Genomic DNA, 17,616 nt, shown 5'->3' with positions numbered 1-17,616 from the left:
ACGGCTGGGCGGAGATTCAGGAGGAAGGTGGAGCGACGCTCGAGTGTTGCTTTTCTAGGAGGGGTGAGAGTGTCAAGTTCAATGTATGCGCATATCAGGCGCAATCCGCGTTTTGCGGAGTTGGTGGAAAAGCGGACGAAGTTCGCAACGATCCTGTCGATCGTCGTGCTCGTCCTTTTCTACGGCTTCGTGTTGCTGGTGGCGTTCGCGCCGGGCCTGATCGGGATGCGTCTTTCCGAAGGCAGCAACATGACCTTCGGCATCGCCGCCGGTCTGTTCCAGTTCGTGTTCTTCTGGGTGCTGACGCTCGTCTATGTCCGCCGCGCCAACGGCGAGTTCGACGACATCAACAACGAAATCGTGCGTGCCGCGTGGAAGGACGAAAAATAATGAAAGCCAACGTCCTTCCCCGCCTGGCCATGGGCCTCCTCGCGTTGTCGGTCGCCGCCACCGCGGTCGCCGGCGATGCGATTGCGCAGACTGAGAAGCAATCGCTCAATCTGCACGCGATCGGCATGTTCTTCGTGTTCGTGCTGATGACGCTCGGCATCACCTACTGGGCCGCGAGCCGCACCAAGTCGACCGCGGATTTCTACACCGCTGGCGGAGGCATCACCGGCTGGCAGAACGGCCTCGCGATCGCCGGTGACTACATGTCGGCTGCGACGCTGCTCGGCCTCACCGCGATGATGTACACGCAGGGCGTCGACGCGTACATCTACATGATCGCGTTCTTCGTCGGCTGGCCGATCATCCTGTTCCTGATGGCCGAACGCCTGCGCAACCTCGGCAAGTTCACGTTCGCCGACATCACCGCATACCGCCTCGACCAGGGCAAGGTGCGCACGATGGCCGCGGTGAGCTCGCTGACCGTCGTCTGCTTCTACCTCGTCGCGCAAATGGTCGGCGCCGGCCAGCTGATCAAGCTGCTGTTCGGCCTCGACTACGTCGTGGCGCTGTTCGTCGTCGGCGCGCTGATGATGGTCTACGTGACGTTCGGCGGCATGGTCGCGACGACCTGGGTGCAGATCATCAAGGCGTGCATGCTGCTGATTGGCGGCACCGCCGTGATGCTGCTCGCGTTCAGCCAGTTCGGCTTCAGCTTCGACGAGCTGACGACGCGCGCGATGGAAGTGCACAAGCTCGGCGACAAGCTGCTCGCGCCGGGCAGCCTGCTCGCCGACCCGGTCACCGCGATCTCGCTCGGCCTCGGCCTGATGTTCGGTACCGCCGGCCTGCCGCACATCCTGATGCGCTTCTTCACCGTCACCGACGCCAAGGAAGCGCGCAAGTCGGTGCTCTACGCATCGGGCATCGTCGCGTACTTCTTCAACGTCATTGCGCTGATGGGCCTGTGCGCGATCCTGATCGTCGGCACCAACCCGCAGTTCTTCGAAGGCGGCGAGATCGGCGGCAAGGTCATCGGCGGCGGCAACATGATCGCGATGCACCTCGCCAACGCGGTCGGCGGCAACCTGCTGCTCGGCTTCCTGTCGGCGGTCGCGTTCGCGACGATCCTCGCGGTCGTGGCCGGCCTCGCGCTGGCCGGCGCGTCCGCGATCTCGCACGACATCTACTCGCGCGTGATCATGAAGGGCAAGGCGTCGGAGACGACCGAGCTGAAGGTGTCGAAGTTCGCCACCATCGGCCTCGGCATCGTCGCGGTCCTGCTCGGCATCGCGTTCGAGAAGATGAACATCGCGTTCATGGTCGCGCTCGCCTTCGGCGTCGCCGCCTCGGCCAATTTCCCGGTGCTGATTTTGTCGATGTACTGGAAAGGTCTGACGACCCGCGGCGCACTGTGGGGCGGCTACTCCGGTCTCGTCAGCGCGGTGATGTTCGTCGTCCTGTCGAAGTCGGTGTGGGTCGACGTGCTGCACAACGCGGAGGCGATCTTCCCCTACACGCAGCCGGCGCTGTTCTCGATGCCGATCGCGTTCCTGCTGGCGATCATCGTGTCGAAGCTCGACACGAGCGCTGCCGCGAAAAAGGAAATCGAGGCATTCGAGGACCAGTACGTGCGTGCGCAGACCGGCGTCGGCGCCGCCACCGCCGCGGCGCACTGAGTCGGCAGCAGCTGAAACTCGCCGCGCCTTCGGGCGCGGCAATCGCAACCCCCGCTCCGGGATCCCGGGCGGGGGTTGTTTTTTTGCAAGGACGCGAGCGCGCCGCGCGGTTCGGTCTGCCTCACAGGCGGATCCCGCGGCGTAGCGAGGCGTGCGCGCAGACGGAGGCCGATGCGGAGCTTCGGGCCCGTACGCGTTTGGTTTCTGCTTGATCGTCCGACATTGCTGCGCTCGGACCGACCTACTTTTAACTACACGGCGTCGACCCGGATGAATCGTGGAGCGGACGGTTTCGTTGCGACTGCTGGACATAGCGCGAGGACTGCGCACGCCGAGCTCGTGGTCAGGTCGCGGCCGAGCAGCAGCCGGACGTCGACTGCGAGTCCTTTCGACGGGCTCGGAAGCACTTGCGGGCGGAACGGGAGGCGCGCGGCGAAGGCTTCGGCTTCGTCGCGGTAGCCGTCGCGATAGGCGACGTACGACGCGGGCTGGTTGTAGGGCACGTGGTTCGTCAGGCGCGGGCGGGCGAAGCCTTCCGCGGCAAGGAGGCCGGCGAGTCGGCGGGCGAGTCCTTCGCCGCCGTGGCCGTTCGCGATTTCATAGCGTGCGGGGCGGGACGACCGGGCGGTGGGCGACGAGGCTGCGGCGGAGGCAGGTGCGGCCGAGGAAGCGGGTGCGCCCGACGAAGCGGGTGCGGCTGACGAAGCGGGTGCGACCGAGGAGGCACGCACGGCCGAGGAAGGGGGCACGGCCGACGAAGCAGGTGCGTTCCACGAAGCACGCGCGGCGGACGAAGCCGGCTCGGCGTCCCCCGAAGTAGGCGTGGTGCGGGCCGCAACCGGCGCGGGCGCCGCAGCGATGGTTTCCGGCCTCGACGAACGGATCGGTGTCACCGTCGCGGCGGTCGAGGTCGAGGTCGAGGTCGAGGTCGGACGTGTCGTCGAAGTGACGATCGCGGCTGCGGCGGCGGCGGTGTCAGCGCGTGTGGCGGGTCCGTTGCGCAGCTCGAACACGTTCTCCGCAATCTTCACGATCTCGACGCGCGACGTCTCGCCCGACGCGGGCGCCGAAGCAGCGAACAGCCGTGGGGTTTTCGTTCCCTGCCGACTGTCGGAGGTCGGTGACATAGCGGCTTCCTGCACAACAGGGGCAGAAGGTGACATGACGGCTTCCGGCCGCACGGAGGCGGCAGACGTCACGGACTGCCCGGGCCGGGCGGCGGAGACTGCTGGCGCGGAAGCGGCTTGGGCGCCGGCAAGCGCGTCGCGTCGTTCGCCGCCGAACGGCCGGCCCGCGTCGTACCCGGCTGTCGTCGCCCGCCCTTCCGCCCGCGCGTCCGCGAATGCGGCCTCTTCGACTGCGCCGGTCTGCCGGCTCGCCTCCGCGAGATTGCGCCACGCGCGTTGATTGCCCGCGTCGAGTTCGACCGCCCGCCGTAACGACCCGACCGCGGGTTCCGCGCGTCCCGCCAGCAGCAACGCATAGCCGAGGTTGTTGTGCAGGTGGCTCGCGGACGGTTGAAGCTGCACCGCGCGTTCGAGTGCGGCGAGGCCGTCGTCGAATCGGCCAAGCTGCGCCTGCAGCGTGCCGACCGCGTTCCACGCCGGCGCATATTTCGGATCCGCGTCGAGCGCTTTCCGGTACGCGGTGATCGCCTGTTCGTATGCGCCCTGGCCTTCGCGGTAGCGACCGAGCGCGAAGTGGCCGGCGGCGTTCGATCCGCCGTGGCGCACTTTCTGCACCGGCGCGATCTTCCACGCGTTCTCGGGCAGCACCGGATTCGTGCTGCAGGCGCCGAGCATGAGCGCGGCGAGCACGGGTTTGAGCGCGAGTACGGTTGTTCTCATTGTCTTCTCCTCGCTCAACCGCCGCTCGTTCCAGCCATTGTCGGCAGCAGGATGCGGTAGATCTGGATCATCGCCGGCCCGAGCAGCACCAGCATCAGCGACGGGAAGATGAAGAAGATCAGCGGGAACAGCAGTTTCAGCGCGATCTTCGCCGCGGCTTCCTCCGCGCGCTGGCGGCGGCGCGTGCGCAGCATGTCCGAATGCACGCGCAGCGATTGGGCGATGCTGGTGCCGAAGCGCTCGGCCTGGATGATCATCGCGACGAAGCCTTCGACTTCCTCGACGCCGGTGCGAGCGGCGAGGTTGCGCAGCGCGCGCGCACGTTCGAGGCCGGCGCGCAGTTCGAGCGTGACCAGATGCAGTTCCTCCGCGAGCGCCTCGCTCTTGTGCTGCATCTCGTCGGCGACGCGCACGAGCGCCGCTTCGACGCCGAGACCGGCTTCGACGCACACCGTCATCAGGTCGAGCGCGTCCGGGAAGGTCTCGAAGATCTCGCGCTGGCGCACGAAGATCAGCCGGTTCAGCACGATGTTCGGCGCGTAGTAGCCGAGCGTCGCCGCGAGAAGCACGACGAAGAGCGTCCCCTGGAACTGCAGCCCTGGCGACGACACCAGCACGCCGAAATACGTGGCCAGCGGCAGGCCGAGCGCGAGCGCGGTCTTGACGCCGAAGAACGCGAGCGGCGCCGACGCGTGGCGGATGCCCGCGTGCATGAAGCGCGCGCGCAGCGCCGACGTGTCCTCGCTGTCCTCGGGCGTCGAGAGTTTTGCGAACGGCTTCGTCAGCTTCACGGTGCGCTCGATCCACGCGTCGGCGCCCGCGCCGGCCGACGCCTTGCCATCGCCCGCGATCGCGCTCAACCGCTCGGCCGTCGGCGAGCGCGAGAAGAGGCTCATGACGTAGAACGCGCCCGCCGTCACCGCGACGAACAGCAGCCCGAGAAAGGCGATCTGCGTGAGGTCCATGCTTGCTTCCCTTTCCTGCCGCTACACGCGGATGCGGATGATCTTGCGCATCCACAGCACGCCCATGACCATCATGCCGAGCGCGCCGTAAATGAAGTTGATCCCGGCCGGGTCTTCCCACAGCACCTTCATGAAGCCCGGATTGACGATGTTGATCAGCGCCGCGGTCGCGAACGGCAGGCAGCCGAGGATCCACGCCGACAGCCGGCCTTCGGCCGACAACGTGCGGATCTCGCCATATAGCTTCAGGCGCGAGCGCACGATCTTGCTGATGTTGTCGAGGAGCTCGGCGAGGTTGCCGCCGGAGTCGCGCTGGATCAGCACCGCGATGACGAAGTACGACAGGTCGGTGCTGTCGGTGCGCGATGCGAGATTCAGCAGCGCGGTCTGCTGCGGCACGCCATAGTTCATCTCGTCGAACAGGATGCGGAACTCGCCGCCGATCGGGTCCTTCATCTCCTCGGCGACCATCTTGATCGCGGTCGGAAACGCGTGCCCCGCGCGCAGCGCGCGGCCCATGAGGTCGAGCGCCTCGGGCAGCTGCCGCTCGAAGTCCTGCATGTGGCGGTTTCTCGCGCGTGCGACGTACAGCAGCGGCAGCGCGCCGAGCATCGCGGCGAACGCGACGCCGAGAAACAGCGGCCGGTTCAGCAGCACCGGCAGCGCGAAGCCGAGGGCCGCGAGCGCGAGCGTCCAGCCGGCGAACTGCGCGAGCGTCAGCTGCAGCCGCGACTGCACGATCATCCGGTTCAGCCCGGAGAGCTGCGGCACCGCCGCGAGCAGCCGGTCGCCGGCCGCCGATCCGGCCTCGTTCTGCTCCTTGTACAGCGTTGCCGGCTTCGCGCTGCGGATGCCGCTCGCGACTTCGTCGAGGCGCCGGTTCAACCGCTTGACCTCGGCGCTGTGCGTCGACTTCCACCACAGGTAGCCGCCTTCGAGGAACAGCACCACCGCGACGAATGTCGCGAGCGCGAAGAGGAGCGTCAGGATGTCCATCGCCACCTCACTCGAAACGCCGGCCCGGGTCGAACATCTCTTCCGGCAGCCGGATGCCGTACGAGCGCAGTCGGTCGGCGAAGTGCGGCCGCACGCCGGTCGCGCTGAAATAGCCCTGCACCGCGCCGCCCTCGGCGATCCCGGTCTGCCGGAACGCGAAGATCTCCTGCATCGTGATCATCTCGCCTTCCATCCCGGTGATCTCCTGGATGCTGACGATCTTGCGCTTGCCGTCGGTCAGTCGGCTCGCCTGCACGATTACGCCGATCGCGCTCGCGATCTGTGCGCGCGCGACCTTCGGCGGCAGGTTCGCGTCCGACATGCCGATCATGTTCTCCATGCGGCCGATCGCGTCGCGCGGCGTGTTCGCGTGCACCGTCGTCATCGAGCCCTCGTGGCCGGTGTTCATCGCCTGCAACACGTCGAACGCTTCGGCGCCGCGCGTCTCGCCGAGGATGATGCGGTCCGGCCGCATCCGCAGCGCGTTGCGCACCAGCGCCCGCTGGCTGACTTCACCCTTGCCCTCGATGTTCGGCGGTCGCGTCTCGAGTCGCACGACGTGCGGCTGCTGCAGCTGCAGCTCGGCCGCGTCCTCGATCGTGACGATGCGCTCGTCGTGCGGGATGTTGCTCGACAGGATGTTCAGCAGCGTCGTCTTGCCGCTGCCGGTGCCGCCCGAGATCAGGATGTTGACCTCCGCGCGCACGAGTCCGGCGAGGAGCTCTCCCATCGGCGGCGTCAAGGCCTTGAAGCCGATCAGCTTCTCCATCGTCAGCGGCACCGCGGCGAAGCGGCGGATCGACACGACCGGCCCGTCGAGCGCGAGCGGCGGGATGATCGCGTTCACGCGCGAGCCGTCCGGCAGCCGCGCGTCGACCATCGGGCTCGACTCGTCGACGCGCCGGCCGACGCGCGACACGATCTTGTCGATGATCTTCATCAGGTGCGCGTCGTCGCTGAACGTCACGTCGGTCAGCTCGATCTTGCCGTGGCGCTCGACGTAGATCTGGTGTGCGCCGTTGATCAGGATGTCAGAGACCGACGGATCGGCAAGCAGCGGTTCGATCGGCCCGAGCCCGAGCATCTCGTACTGGATGTCGCGCACGAGGTCGCGCCGCTCGCTCGTGTTGACGACGACGTTCTCCTCGGCGAGCAGGCGCTCGACCATCAGCCGCAGCTCGTCGCGCAACTGGTCGGGCGACAGGCTCTCCATCGCTTCGAGGTCGATGCGCGACAGCAGCAGCTGATGGATGCGCATCTTCAGCGCCTGGTACGCCTTGTTCACGACGGGCTCGGCGCCGCCCACGGGCGGCCGCGGCGCGATGTCGGCGGACACCGAAACCGCTTCGAGGCGCTGGCGAAGACTCATTTCAGATTCCTTTCGAAGAGGGGGCGGCTCAGTGCGCGAACAGCCGCGACAGCCAGCCGCGGCTCGCCTTCTCGGGCTCGGCCGCGAGCGAGTCCGCGATCTCGCGCAGCGCCTTCGTCACCGGACTGTTCTTCGCCAGCCGCGCGATCGGCTCGCCCTGGTTCACCGACGCCGCGACCGTGTCGTAGCTGTTCGGCACCGTTTTGAAGAGCTTCGCCTGCACCGTGCGCTCGAGGTCGGCGACGCTGATCTCGCTGTTCTTGAGGTGGCGATTGACGATCAGCCCGACCTTCGACATTGGGTAGCCGAGCGACACGAACACCTCGACGAGCCGCTTCGCCTCGCGGATGAACGGCAGCGTCAGCTGCACGACCGGAAAGATCATGTCCGCCATGTCGAACGGCTGCAGGCTCACCGCGTCGAGCGAGCGGCCGACGTCGACGACGACGAAATCGAAGTTCGCCCGCGCGACCTTCAGGATCGCCTCGACATGCTCCGCCTTCACGTCGATCGAATGCGCCGGGTCGTCCGGCGCCGCGAGCAGGTGGAAGCCGGGCGCGACCTCGATCATCGCCGACGTCAGGAAGGCCGCGTCCAGCCGATGGATCTGCTGACACACCAGCGCGAGGTTGCTCGCCGGCTTCTGGTCCGTCACGTACATCGCCGCGTCGCCGAACTGCAGGTTCAGGTCGATCAGCGCAACGCGCTTGCCATGCGTCGCCGCGAGCACCCACGCGAGGTTCGTCGCGAGGAAAGTTGCGCCGCTGCCGCCTTTGCAGGAGGTGAGGGCGAGGATTTTGCCGTCGGTGGGCGCGCCGCCGCGCTTCACGCGAATTCGTGCGACCGCGCCGAGCAGCGCTTCGGGCGTCGGTGTGCCGGGCAGCACTTCGCGCACGCCGGCGCGCAGCGCGCGGAGCAGAAAGTCCGACGACGTATCACCGGTGATCACGATCGGGTCGATCTGCGGGAAACGCAGTGTCAGCGTCTCGAGCGCCGCGATGTCGGCCGGGTCGAACGCGTCGAGGACGACGATGTCCGGGACGGTCCCGTTGACCGCGCCGAGCGGCTCGCTCGACGTCGCGTGTCCGACCGCGATATCCATCGAACTTCCCGTCCCGGCGAGCGAGGCCCGCAAGCGCTCCGCATTCTCGTGGCTGTCGGAGAGGATTCTGATTTTCATGGCGTGTTCCTTGATTGCATCTGGCCGATGGGCCTCAAGGGTTGCAAACGGGATTGCCGGCGCTCTCCATGCTCTCGCGCGGAAGCGTCGTCTGGAAGGCGGGAATGGTTAGCGACATGGGCAAGAAAGGGATGATGGGTACGTGGGTGTAGCCGGACAGGCGCACGCGGACCGATTTGCAGTTGGCGCTCGTACAGCTGTTGGCTGCGTCGGGAGGGTTCAGGTAGTCGATCTGGATGTGGCCGGGTTGAAGTGCAGGAAGCATCGTCCGCATGCGTGCGACGATGTCGACGTCATCCTTGCTGCATACCACTGCCAATCGCGCGCCAAGTCGCGTGGCTTCGACTGCAGCGTTCCAGGTCCACAGGAGCCGCCCCATTTCCATCACGCCCAGGAGCAGCGTGAAGAACAGCACCGACACGATCGCGAACTCCACCGCGGTAGTGCCTCGCTGGCGCTCGTGTGATGCGAGGCGCGTCCTCATAAATGCGACCTCATCGTGATGCTGATGTTGTTGAAATTCATGTCGGACACCACGAATTCCACCAGCGAGTTGTAGGGATAGCCGACGATGCGCACCGTTACCGTCTTGATGATTCCCGAGCCGGTGGGCAGGGTGTTGGTCACGCCCTCGCAGGGCAGGGCCGAGTCGCATGTCTGGATCATGCCGGTCGTCAGGCCGGATGCCAGGGGCGCGCAGCCGGTGCAGTTGGGTGCGCCGTATACAGCCATGGACTTGGCCATTGCATGTTTCGTGGGATCGCCCGGAGCCTGCGATGTGAGAAAACGCGCCGCGTCGCGCACCGACTTGACCAGCGTGTTGTATGAATAGATCGCGCGGCCGATCTCGGTAATGCCGAAGGCCAAGGTCACGAGCGGAATTGCCAAAATCGCGAACTCGACCGCGGCCACTCCGCGCATATACCGGCGCATGACGGACATCCTCACTGCACGAGCGCGGGGACCAGCGGCCCCGCGGACGTCGAGTTTCCGACCGCCCCCGAGGTGGCGCAGGGGCTGCCAGGCTCGTTGGAGCGGCCGAGATATTCGGCGCTGACAATCACATTGCTCCCGACCTTCTTGTACGGCTCGAGCAAAAGAACGCATGCGTAGCCGCGGATCGGGGCCTGCTGACCTTTGTCAAAATCGGGTAAACACTCGACCAGCGGAACGGTTACCAAGCGGCGGTCGGCGCCGAACTGTTTCATCTGATCGAAGCTCGCACGCTTCGCACCGCTGGGCACCTCAGCCTCCTGCACTTGCCGGTACGAGGCTTGGTCCGACGTGCGGGCGGAAGAGAAATTGAGCGTGCCTGCGTATGTTCCCGCGTACGCATTCTGGGGCGGCGGGTTCTGCCAGGTGCTTGCGTTATATGCAAAGCCAGTGAAATCAGGCGGAGACATCCGCAACTCATCATTGGTGCAGTTTCCGCCTTGGCAAATCCCGAAACGAGCGTTGAACGCCTTTTGCAGCGAATTCGCCGAGCCCGTTTGCCCGATACATCCGGAGATGGGGTTGCCTGGCGAGGCTCCCGAGCAGGTGAGTGGGCCTTGCGGGGGGAGCGAACACTCTCCCCCTTTCTCGAACAAGCATGCGAGTTCCTGGGCTCCCCCGCCGGGACAGCCCGTTGTCTCCGAACTCGGATCGAAATCGACCCATCGGAAATTACCGGTGACGCTGGAGCCGGATTCGTCGAAGTTCATTGAATACCACTGTCCCTTCACGTAACCGTAGTCGGGGGGTGTCCCACCGTTGGTGCAAAGACCCATCGGAATCGCGCAATTGCTCTGGGAGGGAGCCAGCGTGGCGGTCGCGAAGGCGCGGACCGTCTGGTTGCCGAATCCGAGCACCTGCATGAACCATGGCGCGATCTCGTCCTGCACGATCGTGCAGCGCACGTATTTCGAACTGCCCGAGCCGGATGATGACCATGGCCCGCTGAGCGACGAGGCGAACTCCACGTCGATATCGGCTGGAACGATCGAACCTCCCTGGAAATCGACGCGGTTCTGGGTGCCGACCGTCGATCCGGCGTTTATGGCACGCTCGAAGTTTCCTTCCTCGATCGGTGAGCCGGTCAGCTCGTAGGAAGCTGCCAAGGCGCAGGCATCGGCCGCGTTCTGTAGCTCGGTTTTGGTTACATACAAGTGGCCGCCATCCAGCGCCAGACCGGCGAATCCGACAAGGACCACCATGCACAGCGCTACGATGATTGCCACTGCGCCCTGCTGCCTGTGCCGTAGATCGAACCGATTACCCACGTCTACTCTCCGTAACAAGCGTTACTTGCCGCCACCCACGCCGATCGTCATCAGCGACGGCTGCGGCTCGGGTTCGCTGAAGCTCTTTGCGTAGCCGCGCATCGCCTCGCTGGCAGCCTTGCCGTCGACGCCTGCGACCGGGTCACTGTTCTGGGACGCTTCGGGCGAAATGATTTGCTGCGCGGTTGTGACGCGTGCGGCCTCACCGAAGCGCGCTTCCCAGTTGGGCGAAGTTGCGACACAGCCGCCGAGGGCGAGCGCCACGAGCGGAGCGGCGGCGCGGACGAATGCGTTCATGGTCTGTTCCTCACTTCGGTGCAAAGCCGCCGCGGGCGGGAGCTTCCGCACCGGGCAGGAGGTCGGGCTGGTCGGCGGGGGTCGGGCCGTCACCTTCGAGCTTGCCGCGCCAGATCACGTCGCTGCGGCTCGGCTCGACGTAGTTGTCGGTCGGCAGCGCGTAGTTCTCCGGCAGCGGCTTGACGAGGCGCGGGGTGATGACGAACACGAGTTCCGAACGGTCCGTCTGGAACTCGGTGCTGCGGAACAGCGCACCGAGGATCGGCAATTCGCCGAGGATCGGGAACGCCTTGATGTTCGTCGTCGTGTTGTTCTTGATCAGGCCGCCGATCGCGAAGCTCTGGCCGTCGCGGAGCTGAACCGTCGTGAACGCGCGGCGGGTCGTGAAGGACGGCAGGATCGCGAGGCCATTCACGCCGGGCGCGCTCAGGCCGACGCCTTCGCGGTTCAGCTCGGAGACCTCCGGCCGCACCGCGAGATTGATGCGGCCGCCGTCGAGCACCGTCGGCGTGAATTTCACCGAGACGCCGAACTCCTTTTCCTCCAACGTGACGGTTCTCGTCCCGCCGTCGTTCTGGGAGACGGGGATGAAGATCTTGCCGCCGGCGAGGAAGCTCCCTTCCTGGCCGCTGATCGCCATGACGGTAGGCTCGGCGAGGATCTTCACGAGGCCGTCGCTCTTTTGCGCATCGACGCCGATCAGCGTGCTGTTCTTGCCGGAAATCAGCGGGACCGTCGTTGCGTCGCCGCCGATCGTCGCGTTTCCGATCGGCGCGGTGATCGCGCTGGTGCCGCTGCTGTTGCTGATGGAATCGACGATACCGCCGCCCACGCGCGCGCCCACGGTGCCCGACACCTGTCCGCCGACCGAGCCCTTGCCGCCGAACACGCCGGACAGGAAGCGAATCATCGTCCCGTCGCCGGCCGCGTAGGCGCGGGAGAAATCGATGCCGAAGCGGTCCATCACCGCTTTCGAAACCTCGGCGACCTTCACTTCGAGCATCACCTGCTGCGGGGCGCCGACGCCGAGCATGTTCAGCACGCGCACGTTGCGCCCACTCTCGCCCCCGTCGCCTTCGCGCACGTACGCCGACGCGATTTCGATCGCGCGCTCGACCTTGGTCGCGTCGCTTACCGTGCCGGTCAGCACGAGCGAGTCGTATGCGGACGTCACCTTGATGCCCTTCTCGTCCGGCAGCAGTGCCGCGAGCGCGCTCTGTACCGACGTCACGTCCATCGCGACGGTGACATCGAGCGCCGTACAGCCGCCGGAGCGGTCGACGAGCACGACGTTCGTCGAACCGACGCTCTTGCCGAGCAGATAGATCTCGTTCGGGCTCAGCAGCAGCACGTCGACCTGCGCGACGCCGGGCCGGCCGTCGCTCTGTTTCGTCTGCTTCGCGTTCTTGTCGTCCTTCGCCGGTTCGGCGCTCGGCCGTGCGGCCTGTGCGTTGTCGGGGTTGCCGAGCAGGATGCGCGTGACCGGGACGTCGGGCCGGATCACCGACGACTTGCCGACCGGGATCGTGACCATCGGCGCAATTTCGACGCGCCCGCAGGGCGAACCGCCGGTCGCCGCGACGGCGGCCGTCTTCGGCGCCGCCGGTGAGGTGGCGATGGCTGCATGGGCGGCGACGGGCAGCATCAGCGCCAGTGCGACGGCCGCACCGACCGCCTTGGAGCGTGGACGATTGGATGTGGTGTTCGTGCTCATGATGTTCCCTGCGCTCGGCAATCGATTGGAAGCGGCTAGAAGCATTCGTTGACCTTGGAGACGCCGCGGATCACCTCGACGCAGACCTGTTGCTTCGGGGCCGGCGCGGGTGCAGGGGCAGGAGATTCGGTACGGGGATTGGCCGCGGCGCGGCGCGGCGCGGCGGGCTTCGGTTGCGCGGGCGCAGGGGTTTCAACAGACGTGCGCAGCAACATCGCCTTCGTGATGCCGGCCGTGTCGGTCGGGTTCGAGTCGATCTGGTTGCGCAGCACCAGCGACAGGTTGCCGACGCTGCGCGCGAGGTCGAGCCGCTCGGCCTGCTCGGGCGTGACTTCGAGCGTCACCGCGTTCACGACCTTCGGCTTTGTCTCGTCGCGGTTCGCTTCCTGCGCGACCGCGAGCACGAGGATCCGCTCGAGGACGATCTTCGAGATCATCTGGTCCGCGTTGTTGCGGTTCGCGCCGGTGTTCTCGGTGTTCACCATGATGTCGACGTAGTTGCCCGGCAGGGTGAAGCCGGCGACGCCGATCACGTCGTTGACGCGCACGGTGATCGCGCGCTTGCCTTCCGGCACGACCGCCGACAGCCCACCTTTCGTGCCTTCCGGCGCGAGGCGCGATTCAAGGATCGGCTCCCCCGGCTGGATGCCGGTGATCGCGACGCGGCCGTCGAGCTTCGCGAGGTCGGTGAACGCGCCGTTCGGGATGCTGCCCGACGGCCATTCGACGAGGCGGATCGCCTCGGGTGCGATGCGGCTGCCGAGCTGCAGCTCGACCGCGGCGACCGCGATCCCATTGCCGCCGCTGGCCGATTTCGCCTGCAGCCAGCGCACGCCGAGCACGACCGCGGCGAGGCCGGCGAGCATCGCGACCAGCAGAAATCCCATCCCCTTTGCTTTCATTCGAATCCCCTTGTTTCCGCGGCGGCGCTCGTTATGCCGTCGTCCGCCAAAGCGCCCGCACTGCGCGCAGTGGGTAGGTTCCGGCGACCGCTTGCGCGGTCGCCGGCCTCCCCCTCCCTCCGATTCGCGCCCTATCGGGTCGCGAAGTAGTTATGCCAGGCCCAGTCCAACGCCTCTCGCGTCAGACGTGGCGGCTCGCCCAGGTAGCGGGCGAGGTCCGCGATCTGGTTGACGAGGTCGCGCGGGTAGCACGCGAGCAGCGGCTGGCCATGCGCCTCGTGGTAATCCTTGACCAGTGTCCCGAACGCCGCCTCGTCGAACGGCACACCGCGCGCTTCGCAAACGCCGACGAAGATGCGGCGATAGTCGTTCTCATCCATCGGCCCGATGTGGATCTTGTAGCCGAGCCGGCGCAGGAAGGCCGGGTCGGCGACGTCCTGCGGCATCAGGTTCGTCGAGAACACGAGCACGACGTCGAACGGCAGCGCGAACTTCGTGCCGCTGTGCAGCGCGAGGTAGTCGTGGTGCCGGTCCATCGGCACGATCCAGCGGTTCATCAACTGCTCGGGCGTGACGATCTGGCGGCCGAGGTCGTCGACGACGAAGAGCCCGTTGTTCGCCTTCACGTGCGGCGGCGCCTGGTAGAAGCCGCTGCTCGCGTCGTAGTCGAGGTCGAGCATCCGCAGCGTGAGCTCGCCGCCGGTGATCGCGACCGGCCGCCGGCAGCGCACCCAGCGCTGGTCGGGCCGCATCATCACGTCGAGCGCCGCGGGACGGTGGTCATCGGCGACCGGCGTGTGGATCAGCGGGTCGAACACCTGGATGATCTCGCCGTCGACGAGGATCGCGTGCGGCACCGCGACGTCGCCGTCGAGCAGCAGCGCGAGCCGTTCGGCGAGGTAGGTCTTGCCGGCGCCGGCCGGGCCGTACAGGAACAGCGCGCGCCCCGAGCCCATCGCGGCGCCGAGCTGGTCGCGCACTTCCGGCTTGACGATCAGCCCGCGGAACGCGTCGTTCACGCCTTCGCGCGTGACGTTCATCTTCGTCACCGACTGGCGCTCGACCTGCGCGACGTACGCGGCGAGGCTCACCGGCGCAGCGCCTGCGTACTTGCAGCGGCCGAGATATTCCGACGCGCGCGCACGGCCGGCGTCGGTGAGTTCGTAGAGGATGTCGCCGTCCGTCTCGCCCCGGCGCATGACCTCGCAGATCCGCTCCGCGCGCATGAACGCGAGCAGGCTCTCGAGCACGATCGCCGGCAGCCGCAACTGCTGCGACAGCTCGGTCAGCCGCATCTGGCCGCGGACGAACAGGAGCTTGGTCGCGAGCTCGACGAGGAACAGCAGCGGCAGGCCGGTTTCGTCGAGTGTACGCGGCGCGCGCGGGAAGCCTGCGGGCTCGCCGAGCGGGATCACGTTCGAGGTCGAAGTCGGTGCGTTCACGTGGTTCATTCCATCAGCTCAACGCCCAGCCGCCGGAGCGGACCAGAATCAGTTGCAGCACCGTGCCGGCGGCGATCGCGACCGCGTAGGGCATCCGGCCGGCGGTCTGCGCGAGCGGCTCGAAACGCGGCGCCTGTCCCCCCGCGGCGCGGACCGCGCTCGTCGTCAGCATGAAGCGCAGGTTCGTCGCGAGCTGCCGGAACGAGCGCTGCCACAGCGCCATGACGATCGCGAGCACGCCGCCGGAGACGAACGTCAGCACGACGACGCCGAGGGTTTGCATCGGCCCGAGAAACGCGCCGACCATCATCATCAGCTTGACATCGCCGGCTCCCATCGCACGCAGCGCGTACAGAGGCAGCATTCCGACGAGAGCCACGGTCAGTCCTCCAAAGGCCGAAAGTACGTCGAGATCTATGCCGGAGGTCTTTCCAATTGCAGCATCAAATGTTGGGACCAGACTAATCGTCAGGGCCGATGCCAGCCCCAATAGGACCAGCTCATTGGGAATCCGTCGATTTCTAAGATCAGAAATCAGCGCAGCAAAGAGAAGCGCAAGCAGAAGAAGGGTAGCGATCATGGCGGTAGCTAGATTTCTTCGAGCGGCCCGCCTGAAGTTGAAAGCGGGCAGTCGTCTAGATCATGATGTCTTTAGAATCCCGGCAATGTAGGTAAACGTTGCGTCTAGCTTCCCGCCAAGCAATGTCGCGCCGGTAATGATTGCAAGTGCGATTAAGGAAGCAATCAGACCATATTCAATTGCAGTTACGCCGTCTTCTTCCTGTGCAAAGTTCTTCAGCATTTCAAGCATCGCTATCTCCGTGACAAATAATGAGCGGGCCTCATGGATTGACCTCCATCGAGGCCCTCTGCTGATCACTGTGTCTTGAGCTTCCCAGCGATAAAGGTGAACATGGCGTCAAGTTTCCCCCCGAGGAGAGTGGCCCCGGTAATGATCGCCAGCGCAATCAGCGATGCGAGCAAACCGTATTCGATCGCCGTAACGCCTTCTTCGTCGCGAACAAACTGCTTGACCATTTTCAACATTTTCATCTCCGTTTTTTTGATAAAAAAACGCCGGACCTTCCGGCAATGCTCCGAAACGGAAGGGCCGTTTCGGGAAAACGTCGTAACGCGGTCGAAATGCGAGGCGTCTATGTCACCGCATCCGAAACCTTCTGCGCGACCCCGTCATACATCGCCTCGACCGCTGCTCCCAGCGCGACCACCGAGGCGACGATAACAACGAAGATCAGCGCCGCAAGGAGCGCGTATTCGATCGAGGTGACGCCGTCCTGATCCGCGATGAAGTCCTTCAACATCCCGCTTATTTGCCAATTCTTCATCGCGGTTTTCCCCGTTCTTTCGTTTGATTCCAGATTAGCAGGGTGTTGATTTACGATAAATCCTAGTATTGGCGGGTATTTCAGGGCTGATATAATTCCATTCGAATCAACAAATCAATAATCTCGATGCGTGGCACCGACCACAAACAGAACGCTCTGTTCAGTTACGTCAATATTGAGGACCGCATTCCTGCCGACCACCCGTTGCGTCGAGTCAGAGTGCTGGCCGATTTGGTGCTGCGTGCCATGTCGCCGACTTTCGATTCGCTGTATGCCGAAGGCGGTCGTCCCTCGATTGCCCCGGAGCGATTGCTGCGCGCGTCGTTGCTGCAATGCCTGTTCTCGATTCGCTCGGAACGCGCACTGGTCGAGCATATCGACTTCAACATGATGTTTCGCTGGTTCGTGGGCCTGACGCTGGACGAGGCGGTGTGGGATCACTCGACGTTCTCGGCCAATCGCGAGCGACTGCTCAAGGAATGCGTGATGCGCGAATTCTTCGGTGGCGTGGTGGCGATTGCCGAGTGGGCCGATCTGGTCTCGGACGAGCACTTCAGCGTCGACGGTTCGCTGCTGCGGGCGTGGGCCTCGCACAAGAGCCTGGCCGCACGCGATGGCTCGGACGAGCCCCCGGGACCGGATCAGGGCCGCAACCCCGAGGTCGACTTCCGGGGACAGAAGCGCTCGAACGCGACGCATGTCTCACGCACCGACCCCGACGCCTTGCTCGCCAGCAAAGGCGGCGGTGGCGCCTATCTGAGCTTCACGACCCATGCGCTGGCGGAGAACCGCAACGGGCTGATCGTCGATGTACAGACCACGCAGGCCACGGGCACCGCCGAGCGCGACGCCGCGCTGGTGATGGTCAAGCGCACCGTGAAGCCGGCCGACTCGAGGCGCAAGCCGACGCTGGCGGCCGACCGGGGTTACGACACCGCCGAATTCATCGCTGCGCTCAAGCCGCTGGGCGTGCTGCCGCACGTTGCCGCCAAGACCAAGGGCAGCGCCGTGCCCGTGGCGGTCAAGGCCACGAAAGGCTACGCGGTCAGCCTGCGTCGTCGAAAGATGATCGAAGAGGCGTTTGGCTGGGCGAAGGACATCGGCACGCTGCGCCGTCTGATGGCACGCGGCCTGGAAACGATTCGCGCTCATGCGCTGCTCAATTTCGCCGCATACAACCTGACGCGGCTGGGTAACTTGCTGGCGCCGTAATCCGATGGCGCCATCGCGC

The 17,616-nt window shown here is 65.7% G+C and carries 19 protein-coding genes; 3 read left to right on the top strand and 16 right to left on the bottom strand.

Annotated features, from left to right (window positions below):
• Positions 1-69 precede the first annotated feature (69 nt).
• Together ROZ37_RS08275 and ROZ37_RS08270 are read left to right on the top strand one after the other, a co-directional pair.
• Complete coding sequence (locus tag ROZ37_RS08275; RefSeq protein WP_409449943.1) at positions 70-390, top strand: DUF485 domain-containing protein; 321 nt, start codon at positions 70-72, stop codon at positions 388-390.
• A complete protein-coding gene (locus ROZ37_RS08270) occupies positions 390-2,066 on the top strand; it encodes a cation acetate symporter (protein ID WP_312658819.1) in 1,677 nt (558 codons plus the stop codon). The genes ROZ37_RS08275 and ROZ37_RS08270 overlap by 1 nt, the downstream gene beginning before the upstream one ends.
• Before the next feature lie 251 nt (positions 2,067-2,317).
• Here the strand turns inward: ROZ37_RS08270 and ROZ37_RS08265 are convergent, their stop codons facing one another.
• The 16 genes from ROZ37_RS08265 to ROZ37_RS08190 form a co-directional block, all read right to left on the bottom strand.
• Positions 2,318-3,913: a LytR C-terminal domain-containing protein gene (locus ROZ37_RS08265; protein ID WP_312658818.1), complete on the bottom strand. Its 1,596-nt coding sequence runs from the start codon at positions 3,911-3,913 to the stop codon at positions 2,318-2,320.
• A gap of 14 nt (positions 3,914-3,927) precedes the next feature.
• Entirely contained in the window at positions 3,928-4,878 is a 951-nt protein-coding gene (locus ROZ37_RS08260) for a type II secretion system F family protein (protein WP_312658817.1), read from the bottom strand.
• Between the two features lie 21 nt (positions 4,879-4,899).
• Positions 4,900-5,874, bottom strand: coding sequence for a type II secretion system F family protein (locus ROZ37_RS08255; RefSeq protein ID WP_312658816.1), 975 nt, complete (start codon positions 5,872-5,874; stop codon positions 4,900-4,902).
• 7 nt (positions 5,875-5,881) lie between these two features.
• Positions 5,882-7,243, bottom strand: coding sequence for a CpaF family protein (locus ROZ37_RS08250; protein WP_312658815.1), 1,362 nt, complete (start codon positions 7,241-7,243; stop codon positions 5,882-5,884).
• A gap of 28 nt (positions 7,244-7,271) precedes the next feature.
• A complete protein-coding gene (locus ROZ37_RS08245) occupies positions 7,272-8,423 on the bottom strand; it encodes an AAA family ATPase (protein WP_312658814.1) in 1,152 nt (383 codons plus the stop codon).
• Between the two features lie 34 nt (positions 8,424-8,457).
• Positions 8,458-8,859 (bottom strand): pilus assembly protein, encoded by a 402-nt coding sequence (locus tag ROZ37_RS08240; protein ID WP_312658813.1) that lies wholly within the window; start codon positions 8,857-8,859, stop codon positions 8,458-8,460.
• A gap of 44 nt (positions 8,860-8,903) precedes the next feature.
• Positions 8,904-9,356 carry a TadE/TadG family type IV pilus assembly protein gene (locus tag ROZ37_RS08235; protein WP_312658812.1) on the bottom strand — a complete coding sequence of 151 codons (453 nt, stop codon included), beginning with the start codon at positions 9,354-9,356 and terminating at the stop codon, positions 8,904-8,906.
• An 11-nt stretch (positions 9,357-9,367) separates the two neighbouring features.
• Positions 9,368-10,642 (bottom strand): Tad domain-containing protein, encoded by a 1,275-nt coding sequence (locus ROZ37_RS08230; RefSeq protein ID WP_312658811.1) that lies wholly within the window; start codon positions 10,640-10,642, stop codon positions 9,368-9,370.
• A 63-nt stretch (positions 10,643-10,705) separates the two neighbouring features.
• On the bottom strand, positions 10,706-10,981 hold the full coding sequence (locus tag ROZ37_RS08225; RefSeq protein ID WP_312658809.1) for a pilus assembly protein: 276 nt from the start codon (positions 10,979-10,981) through the stop codon (positions 10,706-10,708).
• Between the two features lie 10 nt (positions 10,982-10,991).
• Positions 10,992-12,695, bottom strand: coding sequence for a type II and III secretion system protein family protein (locus tag ROZ37_RS08220; RefSeq protein ID WP_312658807.1), 1,704 nt, complete (start codon positions 12,693-12,695; stop codon positions 10,992-10,994).
• Between the two features lie 35 nt (positions 12,696-12,730).
• The gene (cpaB, locus tag ROZ37_RS08215; RefSeq protein ID WP_312658806.1) at positions 12,731-13,597 is read right to left on the bottom strand and encodes a Flp pilus assembly protein CpaB; all 867 of its coding nucleotides are present in this window, start codon (positions 13,595-13,597) and stop codon (positions 12,731-12,733) included.
• Between the two features lie 131 nt (positions 13,598-13,728).
• Entirely contained in the window at positions 13,729-15,048 is a 1,320-nt protein-coding gene (locus ROZ37_RS08210) for an ATP-binding protein (RefSeq protein WP_312658804.1), read from the bottom strand.
• Between the two features lie 4 nt (positions 15,049-15,052).
• Entirely contained in the window at positions 15,053-15,619 is a 567-nt protein-coding gene (locus ROZ37_RS08205) for a prepilin peptidase (RefSeq protein WP_312658802.1), read from the bottom strand.
• Positions 15,620-15,679: 60 nt separating this feature from the next.
• Entirely contained in the window at positions 15,680-15,850 is a 171-nt protein-coding gene (locus tag ROZ37_RS08200) for a Flp family type IVb pilin (protein ID WP_312658800.1), read from the bottom strand.
• A gap of 65 nt (positions 15,851-15,915) precedes the next feature.
• Positions 15,916-16,086 (bottom strand): Flp family type IVb pilin, encoded by a 171-nt coding sequence (locus ROZ37_RS08195; protein WP_312658798.1) that lies wholly within the window; start codon positions 16,084-16,086, stop codon positions 15,916-15,918.
• Between the two features lie 107 nt (positions 16,087-16,193).
• Positions 16,194-16,385 (bottom strand): Flp family type IVb pilin, encoded by a 192-nt coding sequence (locus tag ROZ37_RS08190; protein WP_312658796.1) that lies wholly within the window; start codon positions 16,383-16,385, stop codon positions 16,194-16,196.
• 126 nt (positions 16,386-16,511) lie between these two features.
• On the opposite strand from ROZ37_RS08190, the gene ROZ37_RS08185 reads away from it, so the two are divergent.
• Positions 16,512-17,597, top strand: coding sequence for an IS5 family transposase (locus ROZ37_RS08185; protein ID WP_312658795.1), 1,086 nt, complete (start codon positions 16,512-16,514; stop codon positions 17,595-17,597).
• Positions 17,598-17,616: the final 19 nt, after the last annotated feature.

Source organism: Aromatoleum sp., assembly GCF_032027225.1.
In the GTDB taxonomy this organism is placed as follows: Bacteria; Pseudomonadota; Gammaproteobacteria; order Burkholderiales; family Rhodocyclaceae; genus Aromatoleum.
Note: the sequence above shows the minus strand (reverse complement) of the source record. Positions and strands in the feature narration are given on the sequence as shown.

Coding starts and splice junctions, on each gene's coding strand:
- ROZ37_RS08270 (WP_312658819.1), top strand. CDS start 390: ATGAAAGCCAACGTCCTTCCCCGCCTGGCCATGGGCCTCCTCGCGTTG.
- ROZ37_RS08265 (WP_312658818.1), bottom strand. CDS start 3,913: ATGAGAACAACCGTACTCGCGCTCAAACCCGTGCTCGCCGCGCTCATG.
- ROZ37_RS08260 (WP_312658817.1), bottom strand. CDS start 4,878: ATGGACCTCACGCAGATCGCCTTTCTCGGGCTGCTGTTCGTCGCGGTG.
- ROZ37_RS08255 (WP_312658816.1), bottom strand. CDS start 5,874: ATGGACATCCTGACGCTCCTCTTCGCGCTCGCGACATTCGTCGCGGTG.
- ROZ37_RS08250 (WP_312658815.1), bottom strand. CDS start 7,243: ATGAGTCTTCGCCAGCGCCTCGAAGCGGTTTCGGTGTCCGCCGACATC.
- ROZ37_RS08245 (WP_312658814.1), bottom strand. CDS start 8,423: ATGAAAATCAGAATCCTCTCCGACAGCCACGAGAATGCGGAGCGCTTG.
- ROZ37_RS08235 (WP_312658812.1), bottom strand. CDS start 9,356: ATGCGCCGGTATATGCGCGGAGTGGCCGCGGTCGAGTTCGCGATTTTG.
- ROZ37_RS08225 (WP_312658809.1), bottom strand. CDS start 10,981: ATGAACGCATTCGTCCGCGCCGCCGCTCCGCTCGTGGCGCTCGCCCTC.
- ROZ37_RS08220 (WP_312658807.1), bottom strand. CDS start 12,695: ATGAGCACGAACACCACATCCAATCGTCCACGCTCCAAGGCGGTCGGT.
- cpaB (WP_312658806.1), bottom strand. CDS start 13,597: ATGAAAGCAAAGGGGATGGGATTTCTGCTGGTCGCGATGCTCGCCGGC.
- ROZ37_RS08210 (WP_312658804.1), bottom strand. CDS start 15,048: ATGAACCACGTGAACGCACCGACTTCGACCTCGAACGTGATCCCGCTC.
- ROZ37_RS08205 (WP_312658802.1), bottom strand. CDS start 15,619: ATGATCGCTACCCTTCTTCTGCTTGCGCTTCTCTTTGCTGCGCTGATT.
- ROZ37_RS08200 (WP_312658800.1), bottom strand. CDS start 15,850: ATGCTTGAAATGCTGAAGAACTTTGCACAGGAAGAAGACGGCGTAACT.
- ROZ37_RS08195 (WP_312658798.1), bottom strand. CDS start 16,086: ATGTTGAAAATGGTCAAGCAGTTTGTTCGCGACGAAGAAGGCGTTACG.
- ROZ37_RS08190 (WP_312658796.1), bottom strand. CDS start 16,385: ATGAAGAATTGGCAAATAAGCGGGATGTTGAAGGACTTCATCGCGGAT.
- ROZ37_RS08185 (WP_312658795.1), top strand. CDS start 16,512: ATGCGTGGCACCGACCACAAACAGAACGCTCTGTTCAGTTACGTCAAT.